This window comes from Dietzia sp. CQ4 (assembly GCF_014145125.1).
Classification (GTDB): Bacteria; Actinomycetota; Actinomycetes; order Mycobacteriales; family Mycobacteriaceae; genus Dietzia; species Dietzia natronolimnaea.
In genome coordinates this window covers 1-14479 of record NZ_JAALDZ010000138.1, presented here as the reverse complement: position 1 = coordinate 14479, position 14479 = coordinate 1, and the positions used below count along the sequence as shown (strand labels likewise).

The following is a 14479-nucleotide window of genomic DNA, read 5'->3' as shown; positions in this document are numbered from 1 at the left end:
GTGATGCACGATGCCGGGGCCGCCGCCTGGGGCGCACCCGCCGACGGCTGGGCGGGCCGGTGCTTCATCGGCAACCGCCCCCAGGAGTGCCGGCCCACGGGGTCGTGGGGCGAGTTCTACGCCGAGCAACGCGTGCGGCCGTTCGTCGCGATCGCGGTGGATCTGGGGGTGCTCGGCGGAGCCGACCTCGCCGTCGTCGAGCGCGCCTGCGACCGGATCGCGGCCGGGGACGTGGACCACTCCGACGACAGACCCGCCCGCCTCCACGGTGACCTGTGGACGGGGAACGTGCTGTGGGCGCCCGCGCGCGCCGCGGCCGGGGCCGACGACGTCGAGGCCGTGCTCATCGACCCCGCCGCCCACGGCGGACACCGCGAGACAGACCTGGCCATGCTCGCGCTGTTCGGGGCGCCGCACCTGGAGGAGATCCTGCGCGGCTACCACCAGCGCCACCCGCTGCGTGAGGGGTGGCGGCAGCGGGTGCCGCTCCATCAGCTGCACCCGCTGGCCACCCACTCGGCCGGTCACGGCGCCGGCTACGCGGTCGCGCTGGCCGACGCCGCCCGGAAGGTCCTGCTGCTCTGACCCCGGGTCACCGTGCGGGGCTGACGCGGATGACCTGGTCCCGGCCGTCGGCGTCGGAGGTGGTCATCAGCAGCGAGCCGTCCGGCTCGGGCGCCAGGGAGCGCAGTCGACCGAACTCGCCCTCGAGGAGCACGGCGGCGTCCCGCACCGATCGCCCGTCCGCGGAGAGCCGGAGCAGGACGAGCTTCTGGGTCTTGAGGTTGGCCATGGCCAGAGCGCCTTCCCACTGGCCCCACGCCGATCCCCTGAGGAACTCGATGTCGGCGCTGGCGAGCGTCGGGCGGCCCGAGGACCAGACGGCCTCGACGGCGTCCGGGTAGCGGGTGGTGTCGGTCATCGGGACGTTCTGGTTGTAGCTGCCGCCGATGTTCGGGTTCCAGCCGTAGTTGGCGCCGGGCTGGATGAGGTTGACCTCGTCGTCGACGTCCGGGCCGTGCTCGGCGGAGTAGACGTTCCCGGTCCCGGGCTGGATGGCCAGGCCCTGGATGTTGCGGTGGCCGATCGAGGTGATCACCGAGTCGCCGGTCGCGGGCGAGCCGTCGGGACGGATGTGCAGTGTCTTGCCGGCCAGCGAGGTGGGGGACTGCGGACCCGTCGGGCTCTGCGAGTCACCGGTGCCCACGTAGATCGACCCGTCGGGGGCGACGAGCAGGCGGCACCCGCTGTGGATGCCCTGGGCGCTGAGCGGGATCCCCGTCAGCGTGTCGCGGACCTTGGTCATGGCGGACCAGTCGTCGGCGGCCCGGAACGTGGTGATCCGGTTGTCCCGGGTCCCGCCGTCGGAACTGGACCAGCACACGTGGATCTGGCGGTTGGTGGCGAACCCGGCGTCGACCGCCATGCCCATGAGTCCGCTCTCGGACTGGCGGACCAGCCCGGGCAGGTCGATCGCGACATCCCGCCGGGCGCCGCCGGGCAGCTTGGCCACCATGCGGCCGCCGCGCTCGCCGGTGAGGATCGTGCCGTCCGGGGTGCGGACCACGTCCCACGGGACGTTGAGACGGTCGAGGACGGTCGTGGCGGTGACCGCCGGGCTCGCCACCACCTGGACGCCCTCGCCCGCGCCGACGCCCACGACCGGCGGGAACAGGATGTTCGGCGGGATGATGCTGATGTCGTTCGACCCCAGGGACCCCGTCTGGGCGATGGCCGTCACGGGGAGCGCGACCGCGACGGCCGCCGCGGCGGCGAGCCCGGCCATGGACCGGGTGCGGAGGCGGGATCTGATCGGGCGGGGGTGGGGGTCGGTGACACAGGTGCTCCCTCGATCGTGTGCTGTCGACTTGTGGTGTGACACAGACCATATGCACATATTTCCGAGGGCGGTACCGCACCGACGACAGACCCCGGCCCCCCGTCCGTCGATGGGCGGGGGGCCGGGGTCGGGGACGACGTGCGCCCGCGGGGGGTCTAGAGCTCCTCGATGGTGGCCGTGGCGTGCACGGTGCCAAGCTTGCGCGGGTTGCGCACCCGCAGCGACCAGGCCGGGTCGCCGGCGCCTGAGCCCACACCGGTTCCGACGCCCGGGCCGGACCCGCGCCGGGCGTAGATCGCCAGCTTGGCCGGGAGCACGACGGGCTTGCCGAACTCCACCGAGTAGCGCGCCCGCTCGGGGATGGCGCCCTCGACCACACCGAGCATGGTGGCGGACGTCCACATCCCGTGCGCGATGACGTTGGGGAACCCGAACGCCTTGGCGCCCACCTTGGAGACGTGGATGGGGTTGCGGTCCCCGGACACCGACGCGTACTCGGAGATCAGCGACTCGGACACCGACCTGACCACGGTGGGGTCACCGATCTCCGCGGCCGTGGGCGGCTCGGGCCTCGGCGGGCGCGGTGCGTCCTTGGGAGGGGTCAGTGACGTCCGGCGCTTGGAGAGCAGGCCCGACCGCTGGACCCAGGACGGCTGGTCGTCGTCGCCGGTACGGATCTCCGTGACGATGTCGAGCAGCAACCCGGCGGGGTGCTCCCGCAGGTTCTCGGCCCGCGCGCGGATCGAGAGCTCGTCGCCCACCCGCAAGGGGCGGTGGGACTCGATCTCGTTGGTCAGGTGCACCGAGCCCATGGCCGGGACCGGATAGGCCGGGTCCAACATGAGCTGCATGCTCAGGGGGAAGGCCAGCGTGAACGGGTAGGTCAGCGGCAGGGCGTCACCGAAGCGCAGGTCGCAGACGCGGGCGTAGGCGGCCAGATTGGCCACGTCCACGCGCACGCCGGCCACCTCGACGCCCTTGTCGGGCATCGACGTGCCGTCGCGCTTGCCGCCCACCACGGGAACCGAGCCGACGGCCGCCTTGCCGTACTGGGCCAGGAGGTTGGGGATGGCGGGCAGGCGGGTGTACTCCACGGTGTTCTCCGACCCGGTGTTCTGCGACACGGTGTTCTCCGAAGACGAGCGATCCACCTCGATCACGCGCCCAGGAGGGACTGGCCACACACGCGGATCACGTTGTCGGTGACCGCGGAGGAGGCGGGGCTGGCGAAGTAGGCGATCGTCTCGGCCACGTCGACGGGCAGACCGCCCTGCTGCATGGAGTTCATGCGGCGTCCGGCCTCGCGGGTGGCGAACGGGATGGCCGCGGTCATCTGGGTCTCGATGAAGCCGGGGGCCACGGCGTTGACGGTGATCTTCTTGGACGCCAGCTCGGCGGAGGCGCCGTCGACGAACCCGATCACGCCGGCCTTGGAGGCGGCGTAGTTGGTCTGGCCGCGGTTGCCGGCGATCCCGGCCATCGAGGAGACGCCCACGACGCGGCCGCCCTCGGTGAGGACGCCCTTCTCCGCGAGCTCGGCGGTGATCCGCTCCGGCGCGACGAGGTTGACGGCCATGACCGAGTCCCAGCGCGCCGAGTCCATGCCGGCCAGGGTCTTGTCGCGGGTGATGCCCGCGTTGTGCACGAGGATGTCGATGACGCCCTCGTGGCGCTCCTGCACGTGCTTGGCCAGCACCTCGGCGGCGTCGGCGGCGGTCACGTCGAGCGGCAGCGAGGTGCCGCCCACCTTGTTGGCGGTCGCGGAGAGGGACTCGCCGGCGGCGGGGACGTCACAGCAGATCACGTGCGCCCCGTCGCGGGAGAGCACGGCGGCGATCTCCGCACCGATGCCCCGGGCCGCGCCCGTGACCACGGCGACCTTGCCCTCGAGGGGGCGGTCCCAGGACCCGGGGGCGGTCGCGGCGCCGGCACCCACGCGGAACACCTGGGCGTCGACGTAGGCGGACTTGCCGGAGAGGATGAAGCGCAGGGTGGACTCGAGGCCCGACGCGCCGGTGTCGGCGTCGGCGGAGACGTAGACCAGCTGGACGGTGGTGCCCCGCTTCATCTCCTTGCCGAGCGAGCGGGTGAAGCCCTCGAGCGCGCGCTGGGCGATGCGCTCCTCCACCGACCCGGTCTCCTCCGGGGTGGTGCCCAGGACCACGACGCGGCCGCTGGCGGCGACGCGGCGGACGACGGGGTTGAAGAAGTCGAACAGGGCCTTGAGGTCCTCGGTGCGGCGGATGCCGGTGGCGTCGAAGACCAGGCCGGCGAACTTGCCCTCGGCGTCCGCGCCGGCCAGCTCGTAGTCCGACTCGAGGATCGCGCGGACGGGCTCGACCAGGCGGCCCTCGCCGCCGACCAGGACCGGGCCGTGGAGAGCGGGCTGCCCGGCCTCGTGCCGGCGGAGCTGCTCGGGCTGCGGGAGGCCGACCTTGCCGGCGATGAACGACCCGGGGGCCGAGGTCACGAACTGCGAATAGAGGTCGAGGTTGCCCTGTGCCATGGCGATCATCTCCTGGAGAGGTGCGGTCTTACGGGTCGACAAGTAACTTACCGCTGAGTAACAATACTCGTCGGGCCGCGCTACGGGCCACCGGATACCGAGATCAAACGGGAGTGACACACGTGACCACCAGCCCCCGCAAGGTCGCCATCGTAGGCGGCAACCGAATCCCCTTCGCCCGATCCAACGGCAAGTACGCGGACGCCTCCAACCAGGACATGCTCACCGCGGCGATCGACGGTCTCGCCAGCCGCTACAACCTGCAGGGCAAGCGCGTCGGGATGGTCGCCGCGGGTGCCGTCCTCAAGCACGCCCGGGACTTCAACCTCACCCGCGAGTCGGTCATCGGCTCCGTTCTCGACTCCTCCAGCCCCGCCTACGACGTGCAGCAGGCCTGCGGCACCGGCCTGGCCACGGCCATCCAGGTCGCCGACGCCATCGCGGTCGGCCGCATCGACGCCGGGATCGCGGGCGGCACCGACACCACCTCCGACGCCCCGCTGGCCGTCAACGACGACCTGCGCAAGATCCTCATCAAGGTCACCTCGGCCAAGAGCACGGTCGACCGGCTCAAGCTCCTCGGCGACATCCGTCCGCAGTCGCTGGTCCCCGAGCAGCCGCAGAACGCGGAGCCCCGCACCGGACTGTCCATGGGTGAGCACGCCGCCATCACCGCCCGCGAGCTCGGCGTGACCCGTGAGGCCCAGGACGCGCTCGCCGCGGCCAGCCACCACAACCTCGCCGCCTCCTACGAGTCCGGCTTCCAGGACGACCTGGTCACCCCGTTCCTCGGCGTGCCGCGGGACGACAACATGCGTCCCGACTCGTCCGAGGAGAAGCTCGGCAAGCTCAAGCCGGTCTTCGGCAAGCGCGACGCCGAGGCCCACGGCACCGAGGCCACCATGACGGCCGGGAACTCCACCCCGCTCACCGACGGCGCCTCCGCGGTCCTGCTGGCGAGCGAGGCCTGGGCGGAGGAGAACAAGCTCCCCGTCCGCGCCTACCTGGTGGACTCCGAGACCGCGGCGGTGGACTTCATCCACGGCCACGACGGCCGCACCCCGGACGGGCTCCTCATGGCGCCCACCTACGCGGTCCCGCGGCTTCTGGAGCGCAACGGCCTGACCCTGCAGGACTTCGACTACTACGAGATCCACGAGGCGTTCGCCTCGCAGGTCCTGGCCACGCTCGCGGCCTGGGAGTCCGAGGAGTACTGCACCGAGCGTCTCGGTCTGGACTCCGCGCTCGGATCGATCGACCGCAGCAAGCTCAACGTCCACGGTTCCTCGCTGGCGGCCGGGCACCCGTTCGCCGCCACCGGGGCCCGCATCCTGGCCGCGACCGCCAAGCTGCTGGAGGAGAAGGGCTCGGGCCGCGCGCTCATCTCCATCTGCGCCGCCGGTGGTCAGGGCGTCACGGCCATCGTCGAACGGTGAGCCCGACGCGCTGACCCCGCCGGCGTCCCCGCCGGCTGGTCGTTTCATGAGTGCAGCCCCCGCGTACGGCGCGGGGGCTGCACTCATCGGTACCGGTCCGTCATAGTGGACGCCACAGTGGTTCGGGTGGGATAACCCCGGTCGACGCCCCGCCGGGTCGAGAGTCCCCCGCTCGTGAGGAGGCGTGAGAACCCGTGGACGATTCCACCACCACCGGCGACGCCGGACCCGCCCGGCCCGTCGTGGTCGAGGGCGAGGGCCCCCATCCCGCGGCCGCCGACCGGCGGCGCTACCGCGTGCGGTCGCGGTGGATCCACACGGGTGTCGGCGTGTTCATGGGGCTGGCGGTGCTCTACGGCTTCGATCTGGTCCACAGCATCGGACGGGTCCCCCGCGGGGCCGAGGTGGCCGGGATCCAGGTCGGTGGGATGCGCACGGCCGACGCCGAGCAGCTCCTGATCCGCGAGCTGGGGCCACGGGTCGACGAGGAGGTCGACCTGCGGGCCGGCGTCGTGTCCACCACCCTCGATCCCCGATCGGTCGGGCTGTCCGTGGACTGGCAGGGCACCCTCGACCGGGCGGGGGAGCAGCCGCTCAACCCGTTCACCCGGCTGATCAGCCTGGTGTGGTCCACCGAGGTGGGAATCGCCAGCGTGATCCCCGACGCGCGGCTGACCGAGTTCCTGGAGAAACTCGCCCTGCAGGCGGACTTCGACCCGCGTGAGGGCGCCATCTGGTTCGACCGCGACGAGGTCCGCTCCGCCATCCCGTTGGACGGCCAGCGTCTGCGGATCGAGAGCTCGCGCGACGCGGTGCTCGCCCACTGGCTCGACGACGACGGCGTCGACCTCGTGGTCGACTACAGCCCCACCGAGACGCAGGCCGACCAGGTCCGCGCGCTCATCCGCGACGTGGCCGAACCCGCCGCCGGGCGCGACGTGACGTTGCTGGCCTCGCGGATGCGCGAGGACGGCACGGAGCCGCCCGTCACCACCGTCACGACCAGGTTGCCGGCCCCGCCGCCGCCCCCGGGCAGGGAGCGGGCGGTCCCCGCCGAGCGCGAGCTGGAGATGGTCGACGCCGACGGCCCCGATGCCGTGCCCGTGCTGTTCCCCCGGGACCGGATCGGCGAGTATCTGACCTTCGTGCGCGAGGGGTCCGAGCTGCAACCCCGGTTCGACGCAGACGCGGCCAAGGGGATCCTGGAGCCGCTGATGGAGGAGACCGAGCAGGAGGGCCGGGACGCCTCGTTCTCCTTCAGCGGGTCGTCCGCCTCCGTGGTGCCCGCGGTCCAGGGGCGCACGGTCTCGTGGGGTCCGCTGCTCGGCGCACTCCCGGGACAGCTTACCGACGTCCAGGGTCCGCGCGTGCTCCCCGTCGGCTACGTGGGCCGGGATCCTGAGCTCACCACCGAGGAGGCAGAGCGGGCCGGGATCCGCGAGCCGGTCGGGGAGTTCACCGTCGCGGTGGGCGCCAGCGGCCGGGCGCAGTCGATGATCGCCTCGCTCGCCGGGCAGTTCGTCCCCGCCGGCGAGTCCTTCTCGATGGCCGATGTCGCCGGCACCGTCTCCGGGGACGTCTCCGCCGACGCGGTGGCCACCGCCCTGTTCAACGCGGCGTTCGAGTCCGGGGCGCAGGGGCTGGTCCGGACGGGTCGAGGCGTCGACGGGGCGCAGTTCCCCGCCGGCCGCGACGCCACCGCGTCCGCGGACGTGGGCTTCCGCAACGATCAGGGGACCGGTCTCGTGATCGACGCCTCCGGTGGTGGCGGTTCGGTCACCGTCAGGCTGTGGGGGACCCGCGAGTACACGGTCCGGGTCTCGACCGCGCCCCGGGCCGACCTCCGGCGCGCCGAGACCCGCGTCGTCACCAGCGGCGGGTGCACCCCGGACCCGGGTGCCGACGGGTACACGGCCCGGGTCACCCGCGTGGTCCAGCGGGGCGAGGAGACGGTCAGCACCGACACCGTGTCGTCCACCTATGCGCCCCGGGTCCGGATCGAGTGCAGGGTGGAGAGTCCGGCACCCGCGGACGAGCCGCCCGGCCCGGTCGCGCCGCCGCCGGTGCCGGACGACGCGATACGGATCCCGGGCCTGCCGGAGTTCCGGATACCGGTCCTGCCCGGCAACTGACCAGTCCCGCCGCACCGCACAGCACCGCCGCACCGCACCGCCGCGGATCCGGTGATGCACCCGAAATGCACGGATCCCCGGGGGTCGTGCGGCGTGTCGGGACCGAACACGATGCACAACCCCCGGAGAACGCGGGGCGTGGTCAGCGGTGGATCAGAACGCGGCCTCGTCCAGCTCCATGAGCTCGCTGCCGAGGCCGGCGACGATCCCGCGGGTGGCGGTGATCAGCGGGAGCTCGTTGTTCGCGAACCACTTGGCGGCGGCGATCTTGCCGTTGTAGAAGCCCTTGTCGGCGTCCGACGCGCCGTCCAGTGCCCCGAGGGCGACCTCTGCGCCGACGAGCAGTCGCCAGCCCATCATGAGGTCGCCGAACGCCATGAGCAGACGGACCGAGGCCAGACCGATGGTGTAGAGGTGCTTGGGATCCTCCTGCGAGGCGAGGAGGTGGTCGAAGCAGGTGCCGACCATCGCCTCGACGTCGGCGAGCGCGGTGGCCAGGACCTCGCGCTCGGCGGTCAGCTCCGCCGGACCGTCGGCCTCGAGGAACTTCTTGATCTGCGCCGAGACGTGACCGATGGCGGTGCCGCGGTCGCGGGCGATCTTGCGGAAGAAGAAGTCCTGTGCCTGGATCGCGGTGGTGCCCTCGTAGAGGGAGTCGATCTTGGCGTCGCGGATGTACTGCTCGATCGGGTAGTCCTGCAGGAAGCCCGATCCGCCGAAGGTCTGCAGCGACTCGGTGAGCAGCTCGTACGCCCGCTCGGACCCGACGCCCTTGACGATCGGCAGGAGCAGGTCGTTGACGCGGTGGGCGAGCTCGCCGTCGGCACCGGAGACGCGCTGGGCGATCTCGACGTCCTGATGGGCGGCGGTGTACATGTACACCGCGCGCAGGCCCTCGGCGAACGCCTTCTGGCGGATGAGCGCCCGGCGCACGTCCGGGTGGTGGGTGATGGTCACGCGGGGGGCGTTCTTGTCCGCCATCTCGGCCATGTCGCCACCCTGGACGCGCTCCTTGGCGAACTCCAGGGCGTTGAGGTAACCGGTCGACAGGGTGGAGATGGCCTTGGTGCCGACCATCATCCGGGCGTGCTCGATCACGTCGAACATCTGCCGGATGCCCAGGTTGAGCTCGCCGTCACCGACGATCCAGCCCTTGGCCGGGACCCCGTGGCCGCCGAAGGTCAGCTCGCACGTGGTGGAGACCTTGATGCCCATCTTGTGCTCGACGCCGGTGACGAACACGCCGTTGCGCTCGCCCAGCTCGCCGGTCTCGAAGTCGAAGTGGATCTTGGGGACGAAGAACAGCGACAGTCCCTTGGTGCCCGGGCCCGCGCCCTCGGGGCGGGCCAGGACCAGGTGGAAGATGTTCTCGAACATGTCGTCCGAGTCGGCCGAGGTGATGAACCGCTTGACGCCCTCGATGTGCCAGCTGCCGTCGTCCTGCTTGACGGCCTTGGTGCGGCCGGCCCCGACGTCGGATCCGGCGTCGGGCTCGGTGAGCACCATGGTCGCGCCCCACCCGCGCTCGACGCAGGTGGCGGCCCACTTCTTCTGCTCCTCGGTGCCGTTCTCGTACAGCACGGCCGCGAAGGACGGGCCGGCTCCGTACATGAACGCGGGGGGGTTGGCGCCGAGCATCATCTCGCCGGTGGCCCACACCATCGCGCGGGGGGCGGGCATGCCGCCTAGGTCCTCCGGCAGACCCATCGACCAGTAGCCGGCGTCGTACCAGGCGCGGAACGACTTCTTGAAGTCCTCCGGCAGGGAGACCGAGTGGGTCTCGGGGTCGAAGACCGGCGGGTTGCGGTCGGCCGAGGAGAAGGACTCGGCGACCGGGCCCTCGGTGAGGGTCGCGACCTCGGAGAGGATGCCCCGGGCGGTGTCGGTGTCCATGTCGCCGAACTCGCCGGCGTCGAGTGCCTCGTTCATGCGCAGGACCTCGAACATGTTGAACTCGAGATCGCGGACGTTGCTCTTGTAGTGACCCATTACGGTCTTCTCCGATCGGAGTGCGGTGTCGTGGCAATGGAGGTGGCCGCGCGGGTCGGCGCTGGTGTCCATGGGCGCACCGGAACCTACCCGTCGGTAACAAGACAGATGTTAGTGCGTCGTCAGCGATCCGTCCAAGGTGAGGAAAGACTCTTATTTCCCTGGTGGGCGGCGCGCGGCCGATCGGGCCGCATCGAGCAGGATCGATTTCTCGGCCCGCGCCACCGTCCGCCGGGTGATCTCGGCGTAGTCCGGGGTCACCGACACCGACGTCACGCCCCTGCGGACGAGATGCTCGGCCATCGACGGGTCGGTCGAGGCGGCCTGCCCGCACAGCGAGACCGTGAGCCCCGATTCGTGGCAGCGGTCGATGATCTGGTCGATGAACGCCAGGACCGCCGGGTCCATCGAGTCGAAGAGCTCCGCGCACACCTCGGAGTCGCGGTCCACCCCGAGCGTCAACTGGGTGAGGTCGTTGGACCCGATCGAGACCCCGTCGATGCCCATCGCGGCGTACTCGGGGATCCAGTGGACGACCGACGGGACCTCGGCCATGATCCACCGCTTGAGGCCCGGGTCGCGCCCGAGGGGGTGGGCGTCGATGATGTCCAGGCAGGCGCGGAGCTCCCACCCGGTGCGGACGAACGGGATCATCAGGTGCAGGTTGCCGTGCTTCTGACGCACCCGGGCCAACGCGTCCAGCTCCAGTCGGAACAGGTCCGGTTCCTGCGTGTAGCGGAAGCACCCGCGGTAGCCGATCATCGGATTGCGCTCCTCGGCCTCGACCTCCCCGCCGAGCAGTCCGCGGAACTCGTTGGAACGCAGGTCGGTGGCGCGGTAGACCACCGGCCGGGGCTCGAAGGCCGCGGCGATCGTGCTGATCCCCGAGACCATCCGGTCGACGTACTCCTCCTGCCTCCCCTCGGCGATGAGCGTGCGCGGGTGGACGCCGTCCAGCGCGCTGGTGATGAGGAACTCCGCGCGCAGCAGGCCCACCCCGTCCACGTCCATCGCGGCGACCCTGGCCGCGGCGTCGGGGGTCGCGAGGTTGACGTACACCGCGGTCGCGGTGACCTCGCGGGTCCTCACCTCGGGCGCCCGACCTGCGTCGGCGGGGGCGTGTTCGGCGGCGGCCGGACGCACGGTGCCCGGGTAGACCACACCGGCGGTGCCGTCGACGGTGATCGTCTGGCCGTCGCGGATGTCCGTGGTCGCCGACCGGGTGCCGACGATGACGGGGCGGCCCAGCTCACGGCCGACGATCGCCGCGTGACAGGTGACCCCTCCCTCGTCGGTGACGATCGCCGCGGCCCGCTTGAGGATCGGGAGCCAGTCCGGGTCGGTCATCGTGGCGACGAGGATCTCGCCGGGCGCGAGGTCGGCCCCGTCCGCGAGCTCGCGCAGGACCCGCGCCCGTCCCGTGGCCGTGCCCGGGCCCGCGCCCAGTCCCTCGACGATCGGGTCGACGTCGGTGTCGGTCACGGTCCCGTCGTCGCCCGCCCCGCCCGCCGGATCCCCGGCCGTCGCCCGACCCGCGAGGGTGGTGATCGGCCGGGTCTGGACGAGGTAGAGCTCGCCGTCCTCGATCGCGAACTCGGTGTCCTGCGGTGTGCCGTAGTGCGCCTCGGACGCCATCGCCAGCCGGGCGACGGCACGCACCTGCTCGTCGTCGAGGACGCGGGCGGTCTGCATCTCCTCGGGGACGGGCACCAGCCCGTCCCCGGTGCGGCCGGCGACGATCCGCGCGACCTTCCGGCCGACGTGGGCGGTGAGGATGCGCAGGTCGGACTTGGCGACGACGTAGGTGTCGGGTTCGACCTTCCCGCCCACGACGACCTCCCCGAGTCCGAAGGCCGCCTCGATCACCACCCGGTCGGTCTGGGAGGTGCGGGGGTCCGCGGTGAAGGCCACCCCGGAGGTGTCGGAGCGGACCATCCGTTGGACGACCACGGCGATGGAGGGCTCCTCGTCGTACCCCGACACCGCCCGGTAGGTCATCGCCCGCGGGGACCACAGCGAGCACCAGCACCTGCGGACCGCGTCGAGCAGGGCGTCCCCGCCGACGACGTCGGTGTAGGACTCGTGGATCCCGGCGAATGACGTGTCGCCGGCGTCCTCGGCGGGGGCGGAGCTACGGACCGCGACCGGGACGTCGGTGCCCAGCGCGCGGTAGTGCTCGAGGATCGACTCGCGCAGCCGGGCCGGCAGCTCCACCTGCGCGACGGTCCGCGTCAGGTCCTGTGACCTGGCGATGAGCTCGGCCTCGGTGAGTCCCTCCTCCGGCACCCGCTCGGTGTGGAGGCGCGCGCGGACGCCGCCGGCGTCCATCGCCTCCAGATACGCCGACTGGCCGATCGCGAACCCGGGCGGCACGGCGAGCCCGGCGCCCGTCATCTCCCCGAGATTGGCCGACTTCCCTCCGTACTCGGGTGCGTCGTCGAGCCGTAGATCATCGAAGGTCGTGACCCGCTGTGCGTTCATCTCGTGCCCCTTCCGGGAACGCTGTCCGGTCTGTCCGCCCGCCGCTTCCTCCATGGTGCGCTGATCGGGAGGTCCCGGGTGGGATGTTCGGGCAGAATCGATCCATGGCTGACATGCAGGTGCGGGTCCCGTCCCCGTCGTCCCTCGTCCAGAGCGCGTTCCGGGTGGTCGAGTGGGAGCTCTCGATGGCGCGGGAGTTCCTCCTCCTGCCCGCGCGGGTGATGGCGCTCCTGGAGGACGTGGAGTCCATCGTGCGGCGCGTCCAGCGACTGTTGGACGAGGTCGAGCGGACCGTGTCGTCGATCGACGGGATCGTGGTGACGGCCGCGGAGACCGTCGACGGGGTACGGAGCACGGTCTCGCGGGCCGACCGGGTGGTCGACGACGTCGAGCGCACGGTCTCCTCCGCCGACTCGATCGTCGCCCGGGTGGGGTCGACCGTGGACTCGGCCGACGGGATCGTGGCTCGTATCGGTGCGACCGTGGACGTCGCGGACAGCGTGGTGCTCAGGGTCGACTCGACGGTGGACTCGGCGGACGCGGTCGTGGTGCGCGTCGGCTCGACGGTCGACACCGCGGACGGGCTCGTGACCTCGGCGGGCGGGCTCATGGACCGGATCGTGCCGATGGTCGACTTCGCCGAGTCCGCGCTGGCGCCCGTCAAGCCCGTCGTGGAGGCCTTGTTGGTCGACGCCGAACTCTCGCCGGAGACCGCCAGGAGGGTGGCGACCCGCCTCACAGAGGTGCTGGTGTGGACGGACAAGACCATCGCGCTGCTGGAACCGATCGCCGACGAGATCCTCGAATCGGTCGATTCCGAGGAGATCAAGGCGGTCGTGCAGTTCATCGACCATCTGCCCGCGTTGGGAGACAGTCTCGAGAACGACGTGATGCCGGTGCTCGCCTCGTTGGACACCGTGGCTCCCGAGGTCCACCAGATCCTCGAGGTGGCGCAGCAGTGTCTCGAGGCCGTCCAGGGCATCCCCGGATTCCAGCTCCTGCGTCGCCGCGGTGGCGACAACGGCAACGGCAGGGGCGGGTCGTCAGGGGCGGGGTCGGGACGGACCGAGCCGGGACGCACCGAGCCGGGGCGGCCCGGGCCGGACTCCTGACCGCGTTGAGCACCCGGTGAGACGACTCGAGGCCCTCCCGTGACGGGAGGGCCTCGATCTCTGAGCCGATGACGGGAATCGAACCCGCGCTGTCTGCTTGGGAAGCAGAAGTTCTACCATTGAACTACATCGGCGATGCTGCCCGAAGGCGGGTTCAGATTAGCACGAAGCCTCCGGCCGTCAGCTGTTCCGGGGTCCCTTTCGGGCGGCCTTCCGCTTGGCCCCGGTGGTCATGGGCCGCCTGGTCTGTCCGAGCGAGGCCCGGGGCACGAACCCGAACCCGACGCCGCCGACGACCGCGACGGCGAGCGCGCCGATGATCCACGGGGTGAGCGAACCGCCGCCGGTCAGGCCCATCATCACGATGAGGGCGGCGATGCCCACGCACACCCAGGACCAGACGGTCCATCGCCAGATGTACTTCGAGGGCTCTTCCCTGAACTCGTCCATGCCCCCGATTCCACCACGTGAGCGGGGTGCGGCGCATATCCGCGGTCCCGCCAGGGGTGCCCCTCACGGGCGGTGGTGTGGCCGGTCTCACGAGGATCCGGCGCGGACACGGGTATGGAACCGGCGGTGAACGACGCTGAAATGGATGAGAGTCCGTTTCAGTGGCCGGGTGCCCGGCCGGGCGGGCGACCCTGCCAGGAGGACGAGCATGGACGACGTGACGGAGCGGCCGATCGCCGAGCGTGTGCGGACCGTCCTGGCGCGCGGCGCCGCAGGCACCGTCGGTTCGGGCCTCCTGACCCGGCCGCTGAGGTCCGCCAGGGTCCGCGACGACGGCGTGATCGTGCTGGTGGTGGACGTCGGCGGTATGTCCCGTGAAGTGGGGGAGTCGGCCGGCGTGGCGTCGGTGGGCGGCTCGGCCGCGGTCGAGATCGTCGACACGGTGTGCACGGGCCGCTGTCGGCGGCCCGGGGCGGGACCGTCCTTCGCGGTCGACGGTCGACCCTCGGCCCGGGACCGGCGCGGTGGGGAGC

General features: G+C 71.6%; 10 protein-coding genes, 1 tRNA gene and 1 pseudogene. 5 read left to right on the top strand and 7 right to left on the bottom strand.

What is annotated here, in order from left to right; genetic code table 11:
* On the top strand, positions 1 to 585 hold a 585-nt coding region (locus G6031_RS08800; RefSeq protein ID WP_182653037.1), incomplete at its 5' end, for a fructosamine kinase family protein.
* 7 nt (positions 586 to 592) lie between these two features.
* On the opposite strand, the gene G6031_RS08795 is transcribed toward G6031_RS08800, so the two are convergent.
* The 3 genes from G6031_RS08795 to G6031_RS08785 form a co-directional block, all read right to left on the bottom strand.
* Entirely contained in the window at positions 593 to 1786 is a 1194-nt protein-coding gene (locus tag G6031_RS08795; protein ID WP_182653036.1) for a PQQ-dependent sugar dehydrogenase, read from the bottom strand.
* 209 nt (positions 1787 to 1995) lie between these two features.
* On the bottom strand, positions 1996 to 2964 hold the full coding sequence (locus tag G6031_RS08790) for a MaoC/PaaZ C-terminal domain-containing protein (protein ID WP_347237822.1): 969 nt from the start codon (positions 2962 to 2964) through the stop codon (positions 1996 to 1998).
* A gap of 32 nt (positions 2965 to 2996) precedes the next feature.
* A complete protein-coding gene (locus G6031_RS08785) occupies positions 2997 to 4352 on the bottom strand; it encodes a 3-oxoacyl-ACP reductase (RefSeq protein ID WP_179526015.1) in 1356 nt (451 codons plus the stop codon).
* Between the two features lie 116 nt (positions 4353 to 4468).
* Here G6031_RS08785 and G6031_RS08780 point away from each other — a divergent pair, with 116 nt between their 5' ends.
* Positions 4469 to 5782 carry an acetyl-CoA C-acetyltransferase gene (locus tag G6031_RS08780; protein ID WP_179523546.1) on the top strand — a complete coding sequence of 438 codons (1314 nt, stop codon included), beginning with the start codon at positions 4469 to 4471 and terminating at the stop codon, positions 5780 to 5782.
* 194 nt (positions 5783 to 5976) lie between these two features.
* Positions 5977 to 7914: a peptidoglycan binding domain-containing protein gene (locus tag G6031_RS19200; RefSeq protein ID WP_182653035.1), complete on the top strand. Its 1938-nt coding sequence runs from the start codon at positions 5977 to 5979 to the stop codon at positions 7912 to 7914.
* Between the two features lie 153 nt (positions 7915 to 8067).
* Here the strand turns inward: G6031_RS19200 and G6031_RS08770 are convergent, their stop codons facing one another.
* Together G6031_RS08770 and ppsA are read right to left on the bottom strand one after the other, a co-directional pair.
* Complete coding sequence (locus tag G6031_RS08770) at positions 8068 to 9903, bottom strand: acyl-CoA dehydrogenase (RefSeq protein ID WP_179526014.1); 1836 nt, start codon at positions 9901 to 9903, stop codon at positions 8068 to 8070.
* Between the two features lie 153 nt (positions 9904 to 10056).
* Positions 10057 to 12384, bottom strand: a complete 2328-nt coding sequence (ppsA, locus tag G6031_RS08765; RefSeq protein WP_182653034.1) for a phosphoenolpyruvate synthase — start codon at positions 12382 to 12384, stop codon at positions 10057 to 10059.
* A 104-nt stretch (positions 12385 to 12488) separates the two neighbouring features.
* Between ppsA and G6031_RS08760 the strand changes: the two genes are divergently transcribed.
* Positions 12489 to 13496, top strand: a complete 1008-nt coding sequence (locus G6031_RS08760; protein ID WP_241737265.1) for a methyl-accepting chemotaxis protein — start codon at positions 12489 to 12491, stop codon at positions 13494 to 13496.
* A gap of 63 nt (positions 13497 to 13559) precedes the next feature.
* Here the strand turns inward: G6031_RS08760 and G6031_RS08755 are convergent.
* Both G6031_RS08755 and G6031_RS08750 read right to left on the bottom strand, forming a co-directional pair.
* Positions 13560 to 13630, bottom strand: a tRNA-Gly gene (locus tag G6031_RS08755).
* Positions 13631 to 13676: 46 nt separating this feature from the next.
* The gene (locus G6031_RS08750) at positions 13677 to 13946 is read right to left on the bottom strand and encodes a hypothetical protein (RefSeq protein WP_017838404.1); all 270 of its coding nucleotides are present in this window, start codon (positions 13944 to 13946) and stop codon (positions 13677 to 13679) included.
* A 208-nt stretch (positions 13947 to 14154) separates the two neighbouring features.
* Here G6031_RS08750 and G6031_RS08745 point away from each other — a divergent pair.
* Positions 14155 to 14479, top strand: a pseudogene (locus G6031_RS08745) (hypothetical protein); the annotation flags it as partial.

Excerpts from the sequence above, each read along its gene's own strand:
- G6031_RS08795 (WP_182653036.1), bottom strand. The coding sequence starts at position 1,786 with ATGGCCGGGCTCGCCGCCGCGGCGGCCGTCGCGGTCGCGCTCCCCGTG.
- G6031_RS08770 (WP_179526014.1), bottom strand. The coding sequence starts at position 9,903 with ATGGGTCACTACAAGAGCAACGTCCGCGATCTCGAGTTCAACATGTTC.
- ppsA (WP_182653034.1), bottom strand. The coding sequence starts at position 12,384 with ATGAACGCACAGCGGGTCACGACCTTCGATGATCTACGGCTCGACGAC.
- G6031_RS08760 (WP_241737265.1), top strand. The coding sequence starts at position 12,489 with ATGGCTGACATGCAGGTGCGGGTCCCGTCCCCGTCGTCCCTCGTCCAG.
- G6031_RS08750 (WP_017838404.1), bottom strand. The coding sequence starts at position 13,946 with ATGGACGAGTTCAGGGAAGAGCCCTCGAAGTACATCTGGCGATGGACC.